21 protein-coding genes and 1 pseudogene are annotated in these 23149 nt (G+C 57.6%); 5 read left to right on the forward strand and 17 right to left on the reverse strand.

Annotated elements, in window-relative coordinates; genetic code table 11:
* Positions 1 to 22: 22 nt before the first annotated feature.
* Together ACRWA7_RS29450 and ACRWA7_RS29455 are read left to right on the forward strand one after the other, a co-directional pair.
* Positions 23 to 661 (forward strand): flavin reductase family protein, encoded by a 639-nt coding sequence (locus ACRWA7_RS29450; protein ID WP_438394036.1) that lies wholly within the window; start codon positions 23 to 25, stop codon positions 659 to 661.
* Between the two features lie 63 nt (positions 662 to 724).
* Positions 725 to 1636 (forward strand): SMP-30/gluconolactonase/LRE family protein, encoded by a 912-nt coding sequence (locus tag ACRWA7_RS29455; protein WP_438394038.1) that lies wholly within the window; start codon positions 725 to 727, stop codon positions 1634 to 1636.
* A gap of 55 nt (positions 1637 to 1691) precedes the next feature.
* Here the strand turns inward: ACRWA7_RS29455 and ACRWA7_RS29460 are convergent, their stop codons facing one another.
* The 12 genes from ACRWA7_RS29460 to ACRWA7_RS29515 all read right to left on the reverse strand — a co-directional run bounded on the left by ACRWA7_RS29460 (position 1692) and on the right by ACRWA7_RS29515 (position 14379).
* Entirely contained in the window at positions 1692 to 2303 is a 612-nt protein-coding gene (locus ACRWA7_RS29460) for a dihydroxyacetone kinase subunit L (RefSeq protein ID WP_438394039.1), read from the reverse strand.
* Positions 2304 to 2305: 2 nt separating this feature from the next.
* Positions 2306 to 3307 carry a dihydroxyacetone kinase subunit DhaK gene (locus ACRWA7_RS29465; RefSeq protein ID WP_438394041.1) on the reverse strand — a complete coding sequence of 334 codons (1002 nt, stop codon included), beginning with the start codon at positions 3305 to 3307 and terminating at the stop codon, positions 2306 to 2308.
* Positions 3308 to 3332: 25 nt separating this feature from the next.
* Complete coding sequence (locus tag ACRWA7_RS29470) at positions 3333 to 4043, reverse strand: ABC transporter ATP-binding protein (RefSeq protein WP_438394043.1); 711 nt, start codon at positions 4041 to 4043, stop codon at positions 3333 to 3335.
* Positions 4021 to 4803 (reverse strand): ABC transporter ATP-binding protein, encoded by a 783-nt coding sequence (locus ACRWA7_RS29475; RefSeq protein WP_438394045.1) that lies wholly within the window; start codon positions 4801 to 4803, stop codon positions 4021 to 4023. Before ACRWA7_RS29475 ends, ACRWA7_RS29470 begins: the two co-directional genes overlap by 23 nt.
* Positions 4800 to 5831: a branched-chain amino acid ABC transporter permease gene (locus tag ACRWA7_RS29480; protein ID WP_438394048.1), complete on the reverse strand. Its 1032-nt coding sequence runs from the start codon at positions 5829 to 5831 to the stop codon at positions 4800 to 4802. Before ACRWA7_RS29480 ends, ACRWA7_RS29475 begins: the two co-directional genes overlap by 4 nt.
* Positions 5828 to 6697, reverse strand: coding sequence for a branched-chain amino acid ABC transporter permease (locus tag ACRWA7_RS29485; protein WP_438394050.1), 870 nt, complete (start codon positions 6695 to 6697; stop codon positions 5828 to 5830). Before ACRWA7_RS29485 ends, ACRWA7_RS29480 begins: the two co-directional genes overlap by 4 nt.
* An 80-nt stretch (positions 6698 to 6777) precedes the next feature.
* Positions 6778 to 7956, reverse strand: a complete 1179-nt coding sequence (locus tag ACRWA7_RS29490) for an ABC transporter substrate-binding protein (RefSeq protein ID WP_438394052.1) — start codon at positions 7954 to 7956, stop codon at positions 6778 to 6780.
* A gap of 48 nt (positions 7957 to 8004) precedes the next feature.
* Positions 8005 to 8904: an MBL fold metallo-hydrolase gene (locus ACRWA7_RS29495; RefSeq protein ID WP_438394055.1), complete on the reverse strand. Its 900-nt coding sequence runs from the start codon at positions 8902 to 8904 to the stop codon at positions 8005 to 8007.
* Positions 8905 to 9138: 234 nt separating this feature from the next.
* A complete protein-coding gene (locus tag ACRWA7_RS29500) occupies positions 9139 to 10452 on the reverse strand; it encodes an MFS transporter (RefSeq protein WP_438394057.1) in 1314 nt (437 codons plus the stop codon).
* A gap of 521 nt (positions 10453 to 10973) precedes the next feature.
* Positions 10974 to 11681, reverse strand: a complete 708-nt coding sequence (locus ACRWA7_RS29505; protein ID WP_438394060.1) for a LysR family transcriptional regulator — start codon at positions 11679 to 11681, stop codon at positions 10974 to 10976.
* Positions 11682 to 12240: 559 nt separating this feature from the next.
* Positions 12241 to 12885 (reverse strand): hypothetical protein, encoded by a 645-nt coding sequence (locus tag ACRWA7_RS29510; protein WP_438394061.1) that lies wholly within the window; start codon positions 12883 to 12885, stop codon positions 12241 to 12243.
* 339 nt (positions 12886 to 13224) lie between these two features.
* Positions 13225 to 14379: a mandelate racemase/muconate lactonizing enzyme family protein gene (locus ACRWA7_RS29515; RefSeq protein ID WP_438394064.1), complete on the reverse strand. Its 1155-nt coding sequence runs from the start codon at positions 14377 to 14379 to the stop codon at positions 13225 to 13227.
* A 55-nt stretch (positions 14380 to 14434) separates the two neighbouring features.
* On the opposite strand from ACRWA7_RS29515, the gene ACRWA7_RS29520 reads away from it, so the two are divergent.
* The gene (locus tag ACRWA7_RS29520) at positions 14435 to 15415 is read left to right on the forward strand and encodes a LysR family transcriptional regulator (RefSeq protein WP_438394066.1); all 981 of its coding nucleotides are present in this window, start codon (positions 14435 to 14437) and stop codon (positions 15413 to 15415) included.
* On the opposite strand, the gene ACRWA7_RS29525 is transcribed toward ACRWA7_RS29520, so the two are convergent.
* Complete coding sequence (locus ACRWA7_RS29525) at positions 15401 to 16732, reverse strand: MFS transporter (RefSeq protein ID WP_438394069.1); 1332 nt, start codon at positions 16730 to 16732, stop codon at positions 15401 to 15403. The genes ACRWA7_RS29520 and ACRWA7_RS29525 overlap by 15 nt on opposite strands.
* A 341-nt stretch (positions 16733 to 17073) precedes the next feature.
* On the opposite strand from ACRWA7_RS29525, the pseudogene ACRWA7_RS29530 reads away from it, so the two are divergent.
* Positions 17074 to 17565, forward strand: a pseudogene (locus ACRWA7_RS29530) (IS701 family transposase); the annotation flags it as partial.
* Here the strand turns inward: ACRWA7_RS29530 and ACRWA7_RS29535 are convergent.
* Positions 17508 to 17660, reverse strand: coding sequence for a hypothetical protein (locus ACRWA7_RS29535; protein ID WP_438396873.1), 153 nt, complete (start codon positions 17658 to 17660; stop codon positions 17508 to 17510). The pseudogene ACRWA7_RS29530 and the gene ACRWA7_RS29535 sit on opposite strands and share 58 nt — an antisense overlap.
* Positions 17661 to 18300: 640 nt before the next feature.
* On the opposite strand from ACRWA7_RS29535, the gene ACRWA7_RS29540 reads away from it, so the two are divergent.
* Positions 18301 to 18729: a PRC-barrel domain-containing protein gene (locus tag ACRWA7_RS29540; protein ID WP_438394072.1), complete on the forward strand. Its 429-nt coding sequence runs from the start codon at positions 18301 to 18303 to the stop codon at positions 18727 to 18729.
* A 362-nt stretch (positions 18730 to 19091) separates the two neighbouring features.
* Here the strand turns inward: ACRWA7_RS29540 and ACRWA7_RS29545 are convergent, their stop codons facing one another.
* The 3 genes from ACRWA7_RS29545 to ACRWA7_RS29555 all read right to left on the reverse strand — a co-directional run bounded on the left by ACRWA7_RS29545 (position 19092) and on the right by ACRWA7_RS29555 (position 23142).
* The gene (locus tag ACRWA7_RS29545) at positions 19092 to 19718 is read right to left on the reverse strand and encodes a nuclease-related domain-containing protein (RefSeq protein WP_438394073.1); all 627 of its coding nucleotides are present in this window, start codon (positions 19716 to 19718) and stop codon (positions 19092 to 19094) included.
* Positions 19719 to 19874: 156 nt separating this feature from the next.
* Positions 19875 to 21089: an integrase domain-containing protein gene (locus tag ACRWA7_RS29550; RefSeq protein WP_438394076.1), complete on the reverse strand. Its 1215-nt coding sequence runs from the start codon at positions 21087 to 21089 to the stop codon at positions 19875 to 19877.
* A 1759-nt stretch (positions 21090 to 22848) separates the two neighbouring features.
* Entirely contained in the window at positions 22849 to 23142 is a 294-nt protein-coding gene (locus ACRWA7_RS29555) for a hypothetical protein (protein WP_438394078.1), read from the reverse strand.
* Between the last annotated feature and the right edge of the window lie 7 nt (positions 23143 to 23149).

Raw genomic sequence — 23149 nt, forward strand, 5'->3', positions numbered from 1 at the left:
CCATTCACCGAGAGGATCTAACGTGTACTTCGATTTTGCAAACCACACGCCGCATGAGCGCTACAAGCTGCTTTCATCGACGGTGACCCCGCGTCCTATTGCGTGGGTATCGACCATGGACGCGAACGGTCAGCCCAATGCCGCGCCGTTCTCGTTCTTCAACGTCTTTGCCGAAGATCCGGCCACGCTTGGATTTGCAATCAATCATCGCTCCGATACCGATCGCAAGGACACTGGCGAGAACGTGCGCCTGCAGAACGAATTTGTGGTCAATCTCGTCAGCGACGACACGGTCGAGCGCATGAACATCACGGCGATCGAATTCGCGCCCGACGTCGACGAATTCGTCGCAGCGGGACTGACCCCTGCACCGTCTACATTGATCCGCACGCCGCGCATTGCGCAGAGCAGCGTCTCGTTCGAATGCAAGCTCATGCAGATCGTCCCGCTCGGCACGCGCCGCTCGTTGATCATTGGCGAAGTGCTCGCCATGCACGTAAGCGACCACGCAGTGCTTGACGCCGAACGCTGCATGATCGATACACCCCGCTTGCAACTCGTTGGACGCATGCATGGCCATCACTACGTACGCACCAGCGAGATTTTCAACATGCCGACCATTCCCGTCGATACCTGGAATTCTAGAACCGCGACCGAATGATCGCGGGTCTGCGGGCGTTCTCTCTCGCCTCTCGCCCGCATTCATTTTTAATGGAGACACGTTGTGAGCCCGGAATTCGAGATCATCAACTACGCACGCTTTCGTCATAGCCTCGTCGCCAACGCGCGCATTGAAGTGCTGCACACAGGCATGCGCTGGCCGGAAGGCCCCGTCTATTTCGCCGATGGCGATTACCTGCTGTGGAGCGACATCCCGAACGACCGCATCATGCGATGGGTGGAAGGCGGCCCGGCAACGGTGTATCGCAGCCCGTGCAATCACGCTAATGGCAACACGCGCGACCGGCAAGGCCGGCTTGTCACGTGCGAGAGTGGCGGACGTCGCGTGACGCGTACCGAACTCGACGGCACGATCACCGTGCTTGCGGATAAATTCGAAGGCAAGCGCCTGAATTCGCCCAACGATATCGTGGTCAAGTCCGACGACACCATCTGGTTCAGCGATCCTGACTACGGCATTCTCAGCGACTACACGGGTCATAAGGCGAAGAGCGAGATTGGAGCCAACAATGTGTATCGGCTTGATCCGCGCAATGGCGAGATGTCGGTTGCAACGGGCGCGCTGGTCAAGCCTAACGGCCTCGCGTTCTCGCCCGATGAAACCATTTTGTACGTCGCGGATTCAGGTGTCTCGCACGATCCGGCCGGACCGCATCATATCGTTGCGTACGATGTTGTCGACGGTCACCGTCTGGAGAATCAGCGTGTGTTCGCGACCATTTCGCCGGGCGTGGCGGACGGTTTCCGGATCGATACGGAAGGCAACATCTGGACAACAGCAGGCGACGGCGTGCACTGCTACGCCGTCGATGGCGAGCTGCTTGGAAAAATCCATTTGCCTGAAGTTGCGACCAACCTGACGTTTGGCGGCCCGAAGCGCAATCGCCTGTTTGTGACGACGGCTTCGTCGCTGATGGCGGTGTATGTGGGTCAGTGCGGCGCGCAGCGGCCGTAAACTCTGGTTGCTTGAAGCGCACAAGAATTGTTGTGCGCTTCATCCATGACTGCGGCTACGCGTCCGCAAGGCTTGCCAGCATGTAGCGGAACGCGATCATGCCGGGATCATCCAAACCGATCGATTTCTGGTCAAACATTCGCGCGCGGCCAATGCGATTCGGCTGCGTACGGAAATGTTCGATGGTTGCGTCCACCGCTGCGCTCGCCGCTGCGTGCTGCACCTTCGGATCCGACGATCCTTCAATCGCTTTCAGCGCGGCATCCAGCGTATCGAGCACGGTCTTGTCGCCGAGCTTCGCACCGCCGCGCTGCGACATGGCATCGAGCGCCGCCTGCAGTTCGGCGGGCAACGCATCCCATTCGAGGGTCGCGTGTCCGTCGAGACGCTTCGCGAGCGTCATGAACGTCAAGGTCAACAAGGTGCCAAAGCTCGAACCGGAAGCACGCGCGCAGCCCATTGCGCACGCTTTGAACAGCTGGCCGAGATCGATGTATTGTCCGGCATCGAGCGCGTTGCGTACCGCCGCTGCGGATTTGACAAGTGTCACACCCAGGTCGCCATCGCCCAGTTGGCCGTCGAGACGATTCAGTTCTGGCGCGGCGTGATCCATTGCGTCAGCCCATCGGCGTAACGCGTGGCTGGTTGCATCCACGGTTATCGGCATGCTCACGACCTCCAGAACGGACAGTTCGCCGGCGCGCGCAACAGCGCTTCGAGCTCACCGTCAAGCCGTTGCAACGTGAGCGATGCGCCCGTCATTTCCATCGATGTCGCATAGCGGCCAACCAGCGGCGCAACAACGCTGACGCCCTTCGCCTTAAGCTCGCGAGCAACCGCCCGATACAGGATATAAAGTTCTTCGTAAGGCGTGGCGCCCAGTGAGTTGACCAACACCGAAACGCGCTCGCCCGCTCCTATTCCGAGGTCGCTCATCACGCGCTCGAGCATCTCGGCGGCAAGCGCGTCAGCGCGTTTCAATTCACCGCGCCAGATGCCCGGCTCGCCGTGAATGCCCATACCCATCTCGATCTCGTTATCGCCAATCTCGAAGCTCGGCACGCCTGCTTCCGGCACGATGCAAGACGTCAACGCCACGCCGATGGAAGCGCAGGCGTCGACGGCTTTGCGCGCCACCTTCGTTACTTCATCGAGCGTCGTACCCTTCTCTTCGGCCTTCGCGCCGGCGATCTTGTATGCGTAGACCACGCCCGCCACACCGCGCCGCTTCGCTCGCTCTTCGTGGCTTGCGCTCGCGACATCATCGGCTACGAGCACCGTTGTGCTTTGCAAGCCGTCGAGCTCGGCCAGTTCGCCTGCCATGTCGAAGTTCATGCGGTCGCCGCCGTAGTTTCCATAAAGACGCAGCACGCCCGCGCCGTGATCCGCGGCGCGCATTGCATCGATGCAATCGCCGATTGCCGGGCCGGCAAAAACGTTGCCGACCGCGCATGCGTCAAGCAGGCCCGTGCTGACGTAGCCGGTAAATAGCGGAAAATGTCCCGAGCCGCCGCCCGACACCACGCCGACCTTGCCATCGAAACCCGGTTCAGCGCGCGTAATCACTCGACCCGTTTCACCCGTTCGCCGATAGACATCCGGATGCGCTTCGCACATGCCGTCGAGTGTTTCGTCGGCGTAGTCGCCCGGTTCATTCAATATTTTCTTCATTGATTTCCTTCGCTCACGTGAAATCTCACACGCCAAGATAGGCGTTGCGCACGGCGGGGTCTTGCAACAAGGCCTCGGTCTGACCGGTATTCACCGAGCGTCCCAGTTCGAAGATCGTCGCCCGGGACGCGAGGTGCATGGCCCAGTGCGCGTTCTGCTCGGCAAGAATCACGGTCAACTTTTCCTCGCGCCGGATTTCGTCGAGCACATCACCTATACGTTCCACGATGATCGGCGCAAGCCCGAGCGAAGGTTCGTCGAGCAAGAACAATTTGGGCCGCGACATGAGCGCCCGCCCGATTGCCAGCATCTGTTGTTCGCCGCCGCTCAGACTGCTCGCATGCTGCTTGGAGCGCTCTTTCAGACGCGGAAAATAGCGGTAGATCTGTTGCATGCGTTCCTGGGATTCGTCGCGTGATCGCGTGAATGCGCCCATGCGCAAGTTCTCTTCAACCGTCAATTGCGGGAAGACGCGCCGCCCTTCCGGCGACAACGCAATACCGCGACGGACGATGTCACTGGTCTTCATCCCGCTCAGGTCTTGCCCTTCAAACGTGATCTTGCCGCTGCTGTAGTGCGCCATGCCGAGGATGGCCTTGATCGCGCTGCTTTTGCCCGCACCGTTGCTGCCTACAAGGGCGAAGATCTCGCCTTCGTCCACGGTGAACGACACATCCTGCGTCCCGATCACGCGCCCATACCGCACATTCAGGTCAGATACGATGAGCTGCGGCATGGCCCCTCCCAAGATAGGCTTCGATGACCAGCGGGTTGGCAAGCACTTCGAGCGGCATGCCCGTAGTCAGTTCGTGTCCCTGATTCATCACCATGACGCGGTCGCATAGACCTTTCATGAAACGCATGTTGTGGTCGATGACCACCACCGTGATCCCTCGTTCGCGGATCTTCAGGATCGTGTCGCGCACATGGTCGGCCTCCTCCGCGCTCAAGCCCGCAACGGGCTCGTCGAGCATGATGATGCGCGGCTGCGCGGCAAGCGAGATGACCATGCCAAGCGTCTTTTGATGCCCATACGGCAGGCTTCCGGCCTTGAGATGCGCAACATCGGCGAGATTGAGCCATTCCAGCAGTTCGTTCACGAGACGCTCGGACTCCGTTCGGAGCTTGCGAGCGCGCGCGGTGTTGAAGAATGCCGCGAACGCACCGGGATACATGCCGAGATATGCGCCGCGCATCGCGTTCTCGCGAACCGTGCGCTCGCCGTAGACCGTCGTCGACTGGAAGGTGCGCACGAGTCCCTTGCGCGCCAGCACATGAGGCAACAGCCCGGTCACATCCTCACCCGCCACGCGCACGTGACCGCTGCTCGGCCGGATCACGCCGCTCACCAGATTGATGGCCGTGGTCTTGCCCGCACCGTTCGGCCCGATGATCCCGAGGATCTCGTTTTCATCGACGTGGAATGTCAGGTCGGATACTGCAGCGAGGCCGCCGAAGTGACGCGTCAACTTTTCGATATCGAGTAAATGCGTCATCGGGTTTCCCTCCGCGCGCCGCGCTCTTGCGAGAGCCGCCTGAACAACGTGCCAATATCCGCGATACCACCCGAGAAAAACGCCATCACGAGAATCAGCACGATGCCGAAGAACACATGCTGCAGTTCGACATATCCACGCAGGAATTCGGGCAACAACACAATGAACAGCGTCCCGACAATCGGGCCAATCAACGTGTACATGCCGCCAACCACGTTGATGACGACCAGATTCAACGACTGATCGACAGAGAATGACGTGGGATCGATGTAATGAACGAAGTGGCCTTGCAGGGCGCCGGCTACGCCAGCCAATCCGCAGCCGAGCATGAAGATTGCCACCTTGGTGCGCAGAACCGGCACGCCCGAACAGCGCGCAAGCGGTTCACTCTCACGAATCGATTCAATCGTGCGGCCAATCTCAGATGTAAGAAGCCGCCCGATAAAACCGATGATCACGACCACGAACACCAGCGCGAGGTAATAGAACGCAATGGGCTGCTCAAACAGAGGGCTGGGAGACGGCACGCCGGAGATGCCACTCGATCCACCCGTCACGCTCGACCAGTTCACGAAAACCGTCCGTACGATCTCGCCGAACAGGAAAGTGACCAACACGAAGTACTTGCCGGTCAGCCTCAACACAACGGGGCCGATCACCAGCGCAATGGCGGCTGGTGCGAGAAAACCAAGCGCGAGCGCGACCGGAAATGCAAGGTTCAACTGCATGGTCGCAATCGCCGATACATAAGCGCCAATGCCCATGAACGCCGCATGCCCGAGCGAGACATGCCCAGTGCGCACGATCAGGTGCAATGACGCGGCGGCAATCGCCGTAATAAACGTGGTTACCGCAACGGACAGGATGAACTTGTTGGGGAACACCAGCGGCAGCGCGACGAGCGCCAGCACAATGACCGCAAGCACGCCCGGATGCGTAAGCCAGCGGCGTAAAGGTTTCTCGGCAAGCGCCCGCGGCCGGATGCTCTCGCGCATTGCGCCCGAATCGATAGTCGATGGTTTGCTCATGCTTCCCTCGTTCCCAGCAGGCCCCAGGGCCGCACGATCAGCAACAGGATCACCGCACCGAACGACACAAAGATGGATGTCGCGCTACCGTAGAACGTCCCGAGAAAACTATTGGCGAAACCGAGCAGCAAGCCGCCCAGCGCGACGCCGGGGATGCTGCCCATGCCGCCCAGGATCACCACCACGAACGCGATCATCAGTTGAGGTTGCCCGGCGAACGGCGAGAGCGCATAAGTCTGTGCGTAAAAGCCGCCAGCAAGCGCCGCCATGAAGATCGCGATGAAGAATGCAAGCCGATAGATCGACGTGCTGTTGACGCCCTGTGCCTCGGCAATATCAACGTCTTGCGACGCGGCGCGCATGGCAAGGCCATATCGGGAATAGTGCGTGAAGAGATAAAACGCCAGCAGCGCAACGGCGGCAATGCCCGCAATGATCAGCTTCTGCTCGGGAAAGACGAGTTCGCCGAGATGCATCAGACCGTCGGTGCTGGGTGGCACGGATCGCTCCTCGGCGTTCCACGCAATGACCGCGAGATACATAATCGCCATGTCGAGCCCGAGCAAGCCGATCATGCTCTGGAACATCTTTTGATAGAAAAAACGGTACACGAGACGCTCGAGCACCAGCGCGCCTGTAGCAACAATGAGCGCCGCGAGCGGCGCCGCCACGAGATAAGGCAAGCCCGCATTGCCGTAAAGATAATAGAGCGCGTAACCACCGAGCATCGCAAATGCTCCATGCGCAAAATTCACCACACGCATAATGCCGAACAGCAAAGTGAACCCGAGCGCGATCAGGATATAGATCGCGCTCAGGCCAATGCCGTCCACAAACACTTGCGCTAATACAGATAGAGAAAACATGAACGCTCCTGGAAACGCTTCTCACCGTTCGCCGCAACGCTGGCTTAGAAGCTGACATCGCGGACGATACGGAACTGCCTTTACGGCGTGATCACCGCTTTCACCGAGGCCTTGCCGTTCTCCACTTCCTTGATCACGAACGTATGCAGGAGTTGGTGATTCACGCCGTAGTTCTTCTCGCCGGTCCACTTGACCTGACCGAAGATCGGTGCGTCATAGCTGCCGCTGAGCTTTTCAAGCTGGTCGCGGATCTGGGTGGTATCGGTGGAATTCGCGCGACGCATGGCTTCGAACAGCATGTTTGCAGCGTTGAAGTAGACCGGCGCGAGGCCGTTCATCACGCCCGTGTATTTCTGTTTGTAGAGTGCCACGAATGGCTGCACACGGGGCAGCGATTCATCGATCACGTCGTACTTCAGCATGTTGTTCGCAAGCGGTCCGGCGATGGCGATCAGTTCATCTATACCGGCGCCTCCCGACTGCACGATCAACCCTTTATAACCAACCTGACGCGCCTGCTTCACAAGCAGTCCCGCTTCTCCCGGTGCGTTGGCGTTGAGGTCGAAGACATCGACGTTTTGCGCCATCATGCGAAGCACCAACGGCGTGAATTCTTTCGTCCCGCGTTCGTAGTGCTCGGTCCATACATCGAACCCTTTGCCCTTGTAGGCAGTTGCGAGAATTGGCACGCCGGCCTGGCCCGTCGCATCGTTCGGCGCGATCATGCCGACCTTCTTCGCATTCGGATAAGTCTTCTTCAACCAGCCGACAATCGGCTCGGAAAATTCGAGCGTGCTGTTGTTAATACGAAATACGTACGCGCCCTGCCACTGGTTCTTCAAGATGGCCGGAGCGTAGCCGTCGACGAACTGCAGCACCTTCGCCGGCTGCGTGACCGGAAGCGAACCCATTGCGCCGGGCGAGCCGACCGGTCCGAAAATGACTTTTACCTCGTCACGATTGACGAGCCGGTCCGCTGCTGTTTTCGCCTGCGCTGCGTTGTACTGATCGTCATAGGGAATGACTTGCAGCTTGTAGGTCTTTCCTCCGAGCTTGAGGCCGCCTTGCGCGTTGATCTGGTCGGCTGCGATCTGTACGCCGCGCTCGAGGCCGAGGCCCCAGGCAGTGCCGCCGCCAGACAGCGAAGCGATCACTCCGATCTTCATCACTTCCTGCGCTTGCGCCGACAATGCAATCGCGCACACGGCACTCGCGCACAACACGCGTGTAGCGATCGCCCCTAACGTCCTCTTGCTCATACCTGTCTCCAGTTGAATATATTTGTGCAACTGCGTATTTCTTAACGCTCAGCCTTGCTTGAACGCGAAGCGGAACTGGTCGCCGTGACTCACGATGCGGCCCGCGGTGGGCGAAGGAAAATGTCCTGTCATCACGAGCGTGTCGGTATCGGCGTAGCGGCGCATCAGCCCGAGGCGTGTATCGCGTGCTTGCTGGGGATCGAAGTCCGCGAGGTTGGCCACGCTAGTATCAATGAACTGAATCGGGTGATGAATCACGTCGCCGGTGAACACCGCGCGCTCATGCCCGTGATCGCCGATGTTGACGAACACGTGCCCCGGCGTGTGGCCGCATGCGGGAGACAGCCAGATGTTCTCACCAAGTTCGCGCTCGACCACGTGATCCATCTCGACCATGTCTGCGCGGCCATGTTCGACCACCGGCAGCACGCTGTCATCGAACGAACCGCGATTGACCAGCGTCTCGGGATTGGCGCGCTTCTGGTTCACGAGATGCTCGTATTCCACGCGGCCCATCAGATAACGGGCGTTCGGAAATGTCGGCACCCATCGGCCATCCTGAAGACGCGTGTTCCAGCCGACATGATCCGCATGCAAATGCGTGCACAGCACGATATCGATGTCTTCAGGCCGCAAGCCGATCGCCGCGAGATTGGCCAGATAAGGCGTATCGAGGTTATTCCAGGCCGGCATGGACGGGCGCTGCTTGCGATTGCCGTTGCAGGTATCGACAAGAATATTGTGGTGCCTCGTGCGGATCACATAGCTGTGGAAGCTCATGTACAACTTCGTGGATCCCGGCTCCACGAGCAAAGGTCCCAGCGTCTCGCGATGCGCCTCGACAAGGCTCTCATCTATCGATGGAAACAGCCACTTCGCTTCCAGCGCCATTTGCGCGATTTCATCGACCTTATGAATTGCTACGTTGCCTATTTGCTGTACGTTCAAGTCAGTCTCCCGAGTCTCTTCCTACAGCGGGTTCACTTAAAAAGATGCGAGCGTCGCCGCTCGATCGTGTAACTGGACCACGCTTGTGTCTTGCCGCGCGCTATCGGCGCACGGCCCCATTTATATCACCGCACTTCACAGAAATATTTTTTATTTTTTATATTCTATGGGTAGACCGGCTTTGTCAAGCGACGATTCCCACGCATGACACCCGGGCGAACCGGGCGTGTATCGCTACCGGTTCACCAGCTTGGCCGGGATGGAAAGGATCAAGAAAGCGCTTAAAACAAGCCACGCTGCAAGCATCCACACGCCGTAGCGCGCGTCGTGCGTTGCGTCGTTCAGCCAGCCTGTCAGGAAAGGGCTCACAAAGCCCGCCAGCCCGCCCACCGAATTGATGAGCCCGATACCCGCGGCGCCTGAAGCGTCCTTGAGGAACGCGGTGGGAAGGCACCAGAAAAGTGGCAGCGTTGTCATGACGCCCGCAGTTGCAAGCGTCAGTGCAGCGATGGCGAACGGAGGATGACCCACCAGCAACGTGCTGAGCACAAAGCCCAGCGTTCCGATCAACGCGGGGCCGGCCACATGCCAGCGCCGTTCACGCCGCCGGTCGCCGCTGCGGCTGACGAGCACCATGGCGATGACCGCGACCGCGTACGGAATCGCGCTCAAATAACCGATTTCGAAGTTGTCGTGAATGCCCAGTTTTTGCACCAGCGTGGGCAGCCAGAAGCCGATGCCGTATTGCCCCATCGCGTTGCAGAAATTGATCGCGACACAGGTCCAGACACGACGATCCAGTAGCATCTGCGTGAAAGTGGCATCGGCTTTTCCGCGCCGTTCGCTGGCGAGCTGAGAGCGGACGTACTGCTTCTCGTCCAGGTTCATCCATTTGACGTCGTCGAGGTTGTTCGGCAGAAAAAAGAACAGTACGAATCCAAGGACAATGGACGGGATGGCCTCGAGAAGGAGCAGCCACTGCCATGACGCGAGGCCGGCGGCCCCTCTCATGTGCTCCATGATCCAGCCCGACACCGGCCCGCCAAGCACGCCGGCAAGCGGTATTCCGATCATGAAGAAGGTGATGACTTTGCCGCGTTGCTCGGAGGGAAACCATTGCGTCAGGTAAAGCACCACGCCCGGAAAAAATCCGGCTTCCGCAATACCAAGCAGAAAGCGCATGGCGTAAAACATGGTGGGCGTATGCACGAAGAGCGTTGCGGCCGAGACCAGTGCCCACGTGATCATGATTCGCGCGAGCCACAGGCGCGCCCCTACCCGGTAGAGAATCATGTTGCTCGGCATCTCGAACGCAAGGTAGCCAATGAAGAACATTCCCGCGCCCAACCCATAGACGGTATCGCTGAAGCCAAGGTCCGCCGCCATCTGCAACTTGGCAAAACCCACGTTCACCCGGTCCAGATAACACGCGACATAGCAGATCAAGAGCAGCGGCAACAAGCGGCGGGCAATGCGTCCGTAGACTTGCGGGTGGTCGCTGGAAACGGCGGTCGGGAAAACAAGAGAAACGGGATCTGTGGACGGCACGAATGTCTCCTGCACGCTGTTTGTTTTCTAGGAACGGGTCCGCTTTCAGATCGGAGGCACGCTGTAAGTCTGTCTCGGACGACTGCGGCATAAATGATCGATCGTGCGTGGCGCAGTCGATTTGTCGACGGCAGCGCACAATCAGCATCTAGTCGATACCGATAAATTATATTTTATATAAAATATGCGCGTCTGCACAATCGTCAGTGCGTTAGGTGTTTGCCCTGAGCGGGGTACATGAACGAGACGTCGAGGCCGGTGGACCGGCGTCTTGTTTTAAAGGCGGGAAGTGGGCCGCCTATGCGCATTCAACGCACATAGGCGGCTTATTAAGAGCAGCGTTTTTAACCGGGCTGCTCAATCCGGTTGCGGCACAGATCGATGAACATCAGCACCGGCGGCGTAAGCGTTGCGCCCTTGCGCGTAGCAATGCCTTAAGGCGCACCGGTGCGCGTAATCTTGATTGGCAAGATACCGATCAACCTGCCTTGCGCAAAGTATTTGCGCAACGAGAACGGAACTCAGGCCGACCGCGCCATCGCCTGAACGTAGTAGCGCCAACGTCGCGAAAGTGGACGTAGTTTCGGTTGCGTAAGCGGGGAACGGCAAGCCCTCGTCCTCGAAACTTGCTCCAGCAGGGAGCGCAGCGGCAGATATGCCTGCGGCACGATCCACGGATTCGCGGCAATGTCCTGCAAGCTGACGTGCGGCTTGCGGGCGAGTTCATGCGAGCCATCCACCACGATGCACATCTCCTCCGCTTCAAGAAGAATGAAGTCGTAAGCCTCCGGATGAACGCTAACACTGGGCCGCCCGAGCACGAGGTCCAGCGTGCGCTGAGCCAACATGGAAAGCAGGCGCGCGCTGTTGTCCTCCCATACTTCCACGGACACATTCGGTTCCTCTTTGCGCAGCGCCCTGAGCGTGGGTGTGAGCCAGCCCGGGACCGCGCCCATGACGGCGCCAATGGCAAGCGTGCCGCCCCTGCCGCGCATGATTGCGGCAAGCTCGTCGCGCAACGCGCCGACTTCCGCGCGCAGCGTGCGCGCGTGACGGATCACGCAGCGGCCGAGTTCATTGGCCACAATGCCGCGCGGCGATCGCGCGAACAGTTCGGCGCCGAACATCGACTCGATCTCGCGCAGGGATTTGGTCGTGGCAGGTTGCGACAGCGACACCTGCTGCGCTGCGCGACGCAGCGAGCCGTGGTCGTCGAGCGCAATCAGCAAGACGACATGGCTGCCGCGTAAGCGCCTGAGGATTGCATCAATACTGGTTATTACCGATATAACTCCACAGTCTCACGTGATCGAAAGGTTTCATTATCTGCGCACGCCACAGCTCACTACACTCGTCAAATCAATAGCAGGGCAAGCGGCGAGCGTTTGACCATAGCCGATCAAACGCCGCGCCATGCAACCCGCAAACCGTTGCGATGAAATAGCGTGAGAAGAATTGGAATCGACGTGGGGGCACCTTGGTTCTGTCGCGGTAAGGAAATTAGGTGGAGTTGATACAGAACGTATAGGAATGCTTATTTCGCGAGATCGTAGAATTGCTCGGCGACTGAACGTCACCGTCCATCGGCACTGCTCATATACCTTTCGCTATCATGTGCATGAGTTCGATAGCCCCTAAAATGATGCGGGCGCAACGGGAGCGTCGACTGGCCAAACTGTTGCCGAGCAGTTGTACTCGTTAGCTAAATAAAGCATTGCATATCATATCGCTTTTGCTTGCCTCGCCATCCTTCTTGCGGCAGAACCCCCGCTCAAACGGTTGAACCAGTCAGTGCCCGCCAATCGTGTTTCTCAAAGACCTCGCTCCAAGCGCGCTGTGGGGCGATAGGTTCAGCACGCGTATACCGCGATTCTTCAACAGCGGTGCAGCATGGCGAAATGACGGCTCAATGAGAGTATTGAAATCATCATCCAGCGAACTCGGCTGCATGTCTTCTTTCGTCTCGTAAAAGCGTGGGGTTCTCGCAGAGTTCATCAAATCGAGCCCATGCAACAGGATCTTGTTAAACCCGAGCGAAGTGAGTACTTGCAAACCGGTGTATGCGACCGTGCCACCGTCGAACGTGCCCCGTCTGATGTCGAAGCTAAATCCCAAAGGGAGAGCTTCCTTGAACAGTACAAGGTCGGCGCTTGGATGCGCTGCAAGCAGTTCCTGCTTGTTTAGTGCGCGCCTGCAAGCCGGGTATTGGATATCTTCGATCAGGAAGAATCGGCAGCGCAAATTCGTTAGCGGAAAGTACTGCGCGATGTGCCACAACACGAGAGGCGTCGCAAACAACGTCAGTCTTTCTTGAACGACACGCGTGACCAAATCGGGGCGTCTGCGGACAAACCCCGGGTCCACGATGCAATAGTAGTCGAATCGAAGCTGGTGCTTATCTTGCAACGTGATCGCACCATTTACTCCCATCACGTTGCGAAGGTCCAGCGCGTCGTAGTCAATGTCGTTGACAGATGGACCCGTGGCAATCAGATGGCACGTACCTCTCTAGAACATTCTCAAACCCGGATCTGACTTCCCCGATCGAGCCGGCATCGCGCGTTGTTTACGCGACTCCGTTCAAGGGACGGCGGCGGAACCGACGTCCCTCGGATAACCGTTTCGTGGAAAAGTAAACAACCCCCTCCGGGCTCTTTTCGTATCAGCCCTTAAAAGCTCAGCCGATGACGAGGAGAAGTGGCAAGAGGGCATCGCGATAGCATAGCTCACCCCGTCCCCCAAGCGACTACGACAAAGAAAGCATCTAGTGCGTCACTTATCGCAACGGTAACGTTCGATCACGTCGGGCCTTAACTTAATGCCCAGTCCGGGGGTCTGCGGCACGGTCATATAGCCGCCCTGAATTTCTGGAAAGCCATCGGGTAGTTCCCACAGCAGCGGATCTCGTTTTCGATTCGCGAATATCTCGACGAACAATCCGTGAGGATTTGCCGCGATCAAGTGAATCGCAACCTGCGGTTCCTCATGGTGTGCCATTTCCACATTCATGAATTTCGCCATGCCCGCGACGCGTTGCCACTCGGTAATGCCACCGCACAAGGTGCAATCAAGATTCAGTATATTTATGCCGCCCTTTTCGATGAGATCACGGCAAGCACGCCCGCTGATCTCGCCCTGCCCGACATTGATCGGGATCGACGTCTTGCTTGCGACAAGCTTTAATCCATCGGTCTGGTCATACCACTTCACAGGCTCTTCCATCCAACGAACATCGAGTTGCGCCCGGTCCATGGCGACGCAGAATTTGACCGCATCCAGCGGGTCCCACCCTTGGTTCGCATCGACCGTGATGACGAAATCGGCGCCGCCAGCGCGCCGTGCCGCACGCACACGCTCAAGATCGAGTTCGAGGCTTGCCCGTCCCACCTTCATCTTGATGCCCATGCAGCCCGCATCGCGGACCATCGCGACTTCTTCCGCAATAGCTTCAAGCGGATCTCCACCGTCTTTCGGATAGTAACCGCCGATGGAAATGACCGGCACCTTGTCACGTACGCCGCCGAGCAATTTGTAAACCGGCGTGTTATAAAGTTTGCCTCGTGCATCCCACATGGCGTTATCGAGCCCGCTTATCGCCTGGAGCAAAATTCCGCGGGGATGCATGTCCAATTGATGAAGGCCCCGATTGCCCAAGTCGAGATTGATGTTGAACATGGCTTCCCACAGGCGTTGGAAGTCGCGAACATCCTGACCGACAAGCAGTGGGCCAAGGTGATTGCGCATTACATCGACTATCTCTTTTTGGGTGTGGAATTCGTCGCCGCCATACGTTTCTCCCATGATGCCGTTCGCGAGATACACTCTCGTGATTATCGTCGGCCGAGAAGCAACCTGATATGTGCCACCTTTGAATACTTCGCTTAACGACATGTCGAGCGGAATAACTTCAATATGATCGATTTTCATGACGACTCCTGTTAGCAGACGATTAATGGTGGTGGGTGAGAAGTGGAGACTTTGCATGGATAGATTTCCGGAACTTCGCGATCTCCAAATTTTTTGTGCGATCGTGCGTCTCGCCAGCTTTACGAAAACCGCGACGGAACTCGACACGTCTTCGTCTTACATCAGCAAACGCATCAGCATTCTCGAACGCGATCTTCGCTGCACGCTGCTGCATCGCACAACGCGTCACGTAATTCCCACGGAAGAGGGAGAAGTCATACACCGCTGGGCACTCGAGATCCTTGATACTGCCGGGCAGATGCATCGCGCCGTCACCAGCATCCGTAGCGACCCGACCGGCACGCTGCGTATCAGTTCGAGTTTTCGATTGGGACGCAACCTGCTCGCTCCCGCGCTCTCGGAACTGTCGATACGGTATCCACGCATGGAAATATCGCTGATCGTCATGGATCGCCCGGTCGATCTGATCGCTGAATCGATCGACCTCGATATTCGGATCGGCGAGGTGCCCGAGCCCCATCTGATCGCTCACTGTCTTGGCGTCAGTCGACGAGTTCTCTGCGCTTCTCCCGATTACATCTCCCGCAGCGGTGCGCCGCAAACGCCCGAGGACCTGCGCGACCATGCGTGCCTGGTATTCCGGGAACGCGATCAGCCCTTCGGTAATTGGCGACTGCGCACCCTTGATGAAGTCGCGGCGGTCAAGGTGGGGGGGCCCCTCTCCTCCAATAACAACGACATCATCTGGCAGTGGGCGCTGGCCGGCCACGGCATCATGCGCGCTTCGGCGTGGGACTGCGAGGCCAGTCTGGCGTCGGGGCAGCTTGTCAGGGTGCTCCCTGATTATCATTGGCCCGCCAACGTGTGGGCCGTTACCACCAGCCGCCTTTCGACATCCGCCAAGATCCGCGTCTGCGTCGAGTTCCTCAAAAAATGGCTTGCCGCCGGACCGCTTGGCGAGGCGCCTGAGCTGCCTGACTCCCAGCACGACGGCATCATGCGTGAAAATGTCCATTTGGCATCAGACCACGGCTAGCTGACGCGCGCTTCGGCCGGGACGGACCAACAGCATTGAACACATCGCGAGGCCGGCCACGACCGACGCACCGGTGAAGATGGCGGGATAGCCATACTTGGTCGCGAGAACACCCGCGAGCGTGGGCGCGATTATCGAGCCGGTATTGGCTATACAGTGGGTGATGCCACTGACCGTTCCGACTCGTTCAGCAGGGGTCGAGTCGATGACAACAGCCCAATACACCGAATTCGGCAAAGCGCTGAACGCATTGGCAAGCGCCATCAATGCGATCACAGCCGCGGCGGTGGTGACCTGGTTCATCAGCCAGAACGACAGGCCGGCCATGAACAGCGAGCCGGCGGCGACACAGCTCCTTGCGAGAAAGAAATTTCCGGTGCGTCGGAGAATCAGGTCCGAGAGACGACCGCCAAAAACGACGGACACACATGCGCCAAGCCAGGGGATCATGCCCACGTACCACAGCGACTGCAAATCGAAATGGAATTGGTCGTGCAGGTACTTTGGCGTCCACGTCACGAGCAGGAATGTTACATAGACATAGGCAAAGTAACCTAGCGCATTAAATATCAAAGTCGGAGTACGAAAGAAGTACCACCACGGCCATGCATCGTTTGACGCAGCGAGCGCGTTGGCATCAATCCGTCCGTCCTCGGCGCCTTCCTGGATCATTGCAAGCTCAGCGGCTGAAACCCGCGAGTGCTCTTCAGGTCTGCTCGTGAAGAACCTCATGATCACCAGTAAGGCAGCGAGGCTGACAATGCCTAAGACAACGAACGTCGTGCGCCAGCTACCGCTCAGCAATAACAAACCCACTGAAACCGGTGCTGTCAACATGGCACCCAGCGGCGAACTCAGCATAGCAAGCGCGACCGCGGAACCGCGCTCCCGTTTTGGCGCCCATCGCGACATGGTCTTATTGATAACCGAATAAGCGGGACCTTCGGTCAATCCAAAAATGATCCGAACCGCAGCAAATCCCGCAATAGCGCTGCCACCAAGGAACGTCAGTCCGAAGTCGCCGGCCCAGGCGGTGAGCATTTCGAATATCGACCAGGCGACGCCAGCGACAATCCATAGTCTCTTCGCCCCGATCCGGTCGACGACAAATCCGCCGATCAATGCGCCGAACATGTAGCCGTAGCCGAAGTACCCGAGGATGGTGCCCCACGTCGACTTGTCAAATCCGTATTCGTCGATGATGCTGGTCGACGCGAATCCTAAGGCACCCCGGTCGATGTAGTTGATTAATGCGAGAACGAATACCGATGTAAAAATCGCGTAACGGTAGCGGCTCGTCGCCGGCCGATTAGTCATGGTTTGTCTCCGTCTTTGGATTTGTTTATTGGCTGGGTTAATCATCTCGTTGAGAAGGTGCCGCTGGCAATGGCCTAAGCGGCAAACCGCAGATTACGAATCGTGGATAATTGGCGTGCCAACCGGCAGCATGGGAGGGTGCGCTATTGAAAGCGGTCAAAGGGTGTCCAACTCACCTGCTGAAGCATTCAGCAGGGGTTCAAGGTGATCACTACGGACGTGATCGATAAGGTCGGGCGCAGGCAGTTAAGTAGCCAACTTTCCCGAATACGACAGGGGTAACTATTTCGCACTATATTGAGCTACCGATACCATGCGATTCATGCGACCTAAAGATACTCATGAAGGAACGGGAGCGGGAGCCTGAAGCATTGCACGAGCGGCTCGGGGGCCAGTTCAGTCGCTCGGAATCGCGGCAGCGCTCGCTGTCCTACATGAAGGGAATGCTGGGGTACCGCTGAGCGCAAGAACGAATGGCAGCTCGGGGAAATGAGATCGGCGACTTGACCCCAGACGGGGTGCAGTACCTGCTCGAGCGGGCGAGATGGGATGCAGACGCCGCGCGCGATGTATTGCGCCAGTATGTGGTTGAACACTTGGGTACAAGCGACGCGGTGCTGGTTGGGGATGAGATTGGCTTCGTCAAGAACAGGAAGCACTCGGCGGCTGTGCAGCGCCAGTACAGCGGAACCGCTCGGCGTATCGAGAACAGTCAGGTCGGGGGGTTTCTCTAGTATGCGAGCCACGGAGGTAGCGCGTTTATCGACCGGGAGCTTTATTTAACCCAATCCTGGATCGATGATTCCCCGCGTTGCAAGGCGCGGGCATTACCGATGCCGAAAAACTCCATCACCATTGTTGGCAACGCGGGCTCGAAGGTCGCGATCATTGTGACGTTTTTGGCACGCGTCAGTGCATTGGTGAACATCGCTGCATTCGGTTCGCAGACCGATACCGGAAGGTCGGCATCGGCGTTCTCAACTGCGGGACCGAGTGCGGAACACACCACAAGGATGGCATCAGCGCCGCTTTCGTAGCCGTATCGCGAGATTCACAAAGCGCGTTCGCACGACTCGGACGGGCGATTGCTGCTCCCCGGGCGGCGGTCAGGCTGTCCCCGAGCAGGTTGGTCAGTCGAGCCTCTGGCAAATCGGCCAAAAATGCTTCGTGAATTGGTGCGATCGCCACGGGTGTGGCGTACAGCAGCACGACGGAAAGGTCTTGTCTCATGGAATGCTCATTAGCCGCTCGTTGGCTGTCCGATAACGGGGCCTGCAACGATTCAGAGCGTGTCAATAATGACGATCGATTCACCGAACGTCCCATGCCAGTGGCCTAAAGTAACTGGATCATGCGACTGATCACAGTTGCGCTACCGCCGAGCGCTTATTCCCTTTTAAAACGATAATATGGCCCGCGTAAGAAACCGGCGCGTAACCCAAGCCTACATCTTTCAGCGAGCGACCGGCAGTTTTCAGGACTGAGCCGCCACTTTTTAAGTACGTGATAACGCAGGTCTAAAAATTGCGTCGCCTCGCGAAGGCCTAACTACACGAGGAGAACACCATATGAAAATTTTGACTTGTATCACCGCAGCTACCGTCATTTGCTTGGCAAGCATCGGCACGCAAGCGCAAGTTGCTGGTACCCAGCCTTTGAGCGTCACCGTTCAACAGTCCGAAGCATTGCTGCAAGGGTGGAGCGCTAAAAAAGCGATCCTCGGCAAAGCGGTCTACAACGATAATAATGAGAAAATTGGTTCGATCATGGATCTGGTGATTTCACCCGACACGACAGTATCCGCCGCGATCATTTCCACGGGCGGCTTCCTCGGTGTCGCGACCCATGATGTCGCAGTGCCGATCGGGTCACTCGACATTCGCAACGGCAATTTCTATCTGGCCGGCGCAACGAAACAAGCACTCAAAGACACGCCCGAATTTCAATACAACAAAGTGCAAACGCCAGCCAAGCCGAGAAAGCTTCAGCCTAAATAACTGGCGTTGGTCGCATTTGTGAGGCTGCCTAACAGCGGCGATTAATTACCAAGTCTGATCCATGAAGTCGCGTCCTGCAGAGGCCGCGACTTTTTTTCACACTTAGACGAGCGTTGGAACTTCTCAGCGAAGGGGAGAACACGGCGCCTCGCCGTTTTATGAGCTCGGCTCGCACCACTGCAACTCACCCCATTTTTTACTCATCGTCCGAGCGCAAACGTGTCGAGTAATTCGAATAATGGACCTGTGCGAGCATCCGCTTACCACGCGATCGCCGCGTGGCGCCTTCGGCCTTTACGACAGTGCGCACTTGCCGTACGGCTCGCTCCGGCAGATAGCCGACTCGTGGCGCCTACGCTTACCTAGGCTTGCTTCTCGGATCTCCTGTCGATCGCATCGACAGCCTGCAACACAACGACGTGCGGCCTTCCAGTTTCGAAAAATTTAAGTAGGCGAAGCCGCAAATAGTGGTAGAGCTCATCTGGCGCGAGGATTGACTCGGTCAGCAGCGGATGGATTTCGCAACGTGTCGCCGCAGCGATCGCGAGTCCTTCAACCGGACACTCGTGCACACTCAGGAGCGAACGTAGCGAGCGCAGGACTGCTGCATGCCGTCGCACCGGTGAGGTGAGAAGCACGGGTTCGCCCTCGCCGCCCGCGGCGATCAATGTCTCGACGTTGGGGCCTGGCTCGACGCTTCCCTGAAACGACATTACACATACGACGAACGCGCCGAATGGTGTCACAACCACGATATCCAGATCCGTAGTTGCGCACTGCGCATGTAGCGCATGGACAAAGCGCAGGCCACGTCGTATCACATAGTCGCCTATCCCCAGGCGACGCAGCGCTTGCTTGAAAACGGTCAAGACGAGCTCCGCTGCCTTGTCCCCATCGGGGATACGCGAAGGTGCATTTACTTTACGTTGTTCCGTTGCACCTTCGGCCCAACGCCGACCAATGCAATCGCTCAAAGCTGTTCCGGCCAAAACAATCTCCTCTTCGAAGTAGACCGTACTAGCCTAAGCAAAGAAGAAGAAAGTCAAGCAGCCGGCGAGCCGCGTCGATCGCCCTCCATGCAAAAGTGGCTAAACATCAAGCTGCCGCTCCAACGAAAAGGACGACACGTCGTGGGACTCGGAGCTTTAGACCGTCAAGCTCTCCTCGGAATCGTCATCGTCGTCACGCGTTTCTGGCCCGCTGCTCACGTGAGCGCTTGGATCGCTTACCTTAGAAAGCACGCGATACAGCGCCTGGCGAGAAATGCCCAGTGACTTTGCAGCGTGCGACTTATTGCCTTTTGCTGCCGCGAGCGCAACGAGCGCCTGCTCGCAACTCACCACCGGAGCATCAATCCTCCGGATTGCCGCAAACGAAGAGATGTAGGCACTCGCCTTGGTCGCCAATCCATGTCCAGCCGCAGCGACAATCTTTTCCATCGCTAACTGGTGCAATTGCGGATCGGGTTTGTGATCAGGCCGCTTGATCGGCGCGGGCACGCCGGTGACTTGCTCATACATGCGCTGCAAATAGGCGTGGCGCAAACCGTGCACCGTCACCCCTAAGCCCTTTTGCGATACGCCCTCGTCACCCAACACCTTGTAAAAATGGCGATACCATTGTTTGAGCGTATGGGTTTCGGGGATCATCGAGCCTGTGCGGGGGTTTGCCATCTGCGCAGCCCGAATAAGCAAGTCATACTGCCACTCAGCATCAATGGGCACCACACGCGCACGCCCGCCTTTGGTCCCATCGGCCACGTGAAGATGGCCAGACACGCGCAGACACTGAAGTGGGCGCAGCAGCATGCTCTCTTGTGCGCGCAGGCCAAACGCAGACTGCAGTTCGACTTGAAGTGCGACCCACCGGTCGTTGTGCGTTAAGCGTGCAATGACCTCGTCAACATTCACGTTAGCCGCCTCCCACGATTTGTCCCGCTGCGCCACGTAATACCGCCGGTATCCTTCGGGGCGTGTAATGTAGTCGTCGACCGTACCCACCAACTGGTGTTTGCCCATCCATGCAGCCAGCGTGCGCCAATACGTGAGCTTGTTTTCGACCGTCCCTGGGCTCTGTTTATTTTTAATCACCCACACATTAACCAGATGCCGAATATGCTTGCTCGAGATATTCCACGGTGTCTCGATTGCAAAGCCATCGCGCCTTAGCTCTTTGAAACCAGCGATCAAAGACAAGAGGCGCCGCTCCTGTGTTTTAATTGAGATGGCATTCGCCGTCACCCGTGTTTTACTATGCGCTTGAGATAAAAATTTTTGGAAAAGCTTTTCAAGCTCCTCCGTTAAGCGCTTGGGGAGACCAGACCGTTCGAGTAAGGTGCGAAAATTGATAACGACTTTCACTTGATATGCCTCTGATTAAGTTGGAGCCGCATCAAGGCGGCACACATCGGAATAAAAAGACTTACTTTGACTGAAACTTTTCAACATCCGAGGCCACGATTCGTGAAAGGGGCACTCGGTTGGCAGCGGATGCGACCCGGCCATAAGACCCGAGTCAGGCCTAGCATGTCCGCACAAGAAAGTGCACTCAGTAGAGCTTCGTTTTCTGTCAATGGTTGAAAAGCACGTCACACATACGTGGCCAAGGCACTCAGTTTCCGAAACCAAGCGACAAGCGTGTTTCGTCGACGCGCCGACGCGAAACTAACCGCACTTAATACACCCAGGGTGGCCCGTACGTGAACGTGCCATAAGCATGCGGCTATCCATCGAACAGAAGCCCGGTCTGATTATTTTTAGCCATATTTAAATTCGATACTTTCAACAAGTGGCGCGACGCTTTAAATCGGACGTGTCTGTTGTCGTAAGCTTTTGGGTAAACCGTCGTGCCAATCGATACGACGGTTGGGTTGCAGGAACTACACGCTTGCATTCCGGGACTTTAGCGATAATTGTTCGATCCACCCGACGCAGGGAAGCGGCTGCGTTCCGATGGTCCCAAGTCGATATACCGACTTAGGCTACTCAACCGACGCACGCTAGGGCGGCAGTTAAGCAATACTTTTTGCGCATTTTGGTTCGGCTGCGCGTGCCGATCGATTAGTTCTCGGAAACTCGTACATGCTTCGTACATGAAGTTTCCCGCCCCTGGCAAGCCGGTGCATCGTTGCCGCGGTGTATCGGGCAACCCACACCATGCCCAGCGACAATGCTGAAGGGGCGAGCTGAATGTCCTCGAGCGCAGTGAGTCCGGTCACACGCTCGTTCTTAGTCGCACGCTCCGCGCTTAGCTGCGGATCATGGGCGGTCGATATGCCTAGGACGTCCAGGTGTCGGGACGGCGGCACGTGATGCAAGTAGCGGACGTCTGGGACGTCTTTCATGAGGATGACGTTCATTGGAAAGCGTTGTAACGGAGTTGGGGCCCTTAGGCTCGGGTCGATGCGTCGATGGCGCGGTGTATGAATGAATCGTACCGCTACGTGCGGCGCGCACTGACTTGCAAAGCTCACGAATTTGCTATGTCTTTCGCCGCAAGCGGCTGAAATTAGCGTTATCTGTGAGCCACGAAGCCGCTACGCGCGCGTTTTTGGGTTTCCCGACACGACCCATAGGGTGATGCAGGGGCATACACGGCGCTCAATGGCGGTGACACGCCCACTGCGGTGCCGCAGCGTCCGCCCAAAAACAATACGGAGCAAGTTGCGCACTCAGTTGTCGCGTCGCACCACCAGTTGAATCGACGCCAAGCCTTGTCAAAAAGCTCCTGCGCATGGGCTGGAGATACCCTTATGCGGATAACTACAAGGTTTCCCTTTTAAAGGCTTCAATGGGTCATCCTCTGAATTGTAGAGAAGGAAAGCTCGTCGGGTTGGGCTCCGACACCGCGTCGACGCTGTGGTTGTGCCGCCGCCTGAACGCCATCGCAGGAGACGCCGAAAGCCCCGAAAGCACCAATGCGGGAGAGCGGACCCATCGCAATCACCGAACCGAACGACCTGCAATGGGCCCCGGATGTTGTGACGTTCCGCACGGTCCGTTTCGGCGACGCCACAAGGACGCTTTTCTCGCCCGACTTAACGCAGGCGATGCCCCTTAAGTTGACGCGATGATCTAGACCGCGTTTACGCGTCATCCGATTTGGACAAGCCCCGCCAGGTCATTTGCATCGGTCATAGTTAAACGGGGCAAGTGCATCTTGAGCCAAATCCAAGAGTGTGAGGATTCCCTTGAGACGCATGCGTTGAGCCGGAACAAGCTCGTATGTATGTGCCAAGTTTCGAATTCGTTCGCGCCAGTAGTCGGGGTTGAGATTGACAGGACGGCCGCCTTCGGCCTGCACGACGGCATATCGAATCACAGCGTCCAGGTGCCTGAGTTCTGCATCAGCGAACATTGACGGCTGGCGTTTCGGTTGATTCAGGATCAACCGACGTTTAATAAGGCCCCTCATAGTACTG

This window comes from Caballeronia sp. DA-9, from assembly GCF_051615025.1.
GTDB lineage: Bacteria > Pseudomonadota > Gammaproteobacteria > Burkholderiales > Burkholderiaceae > Caballeronia > Caballeronia sordidicola.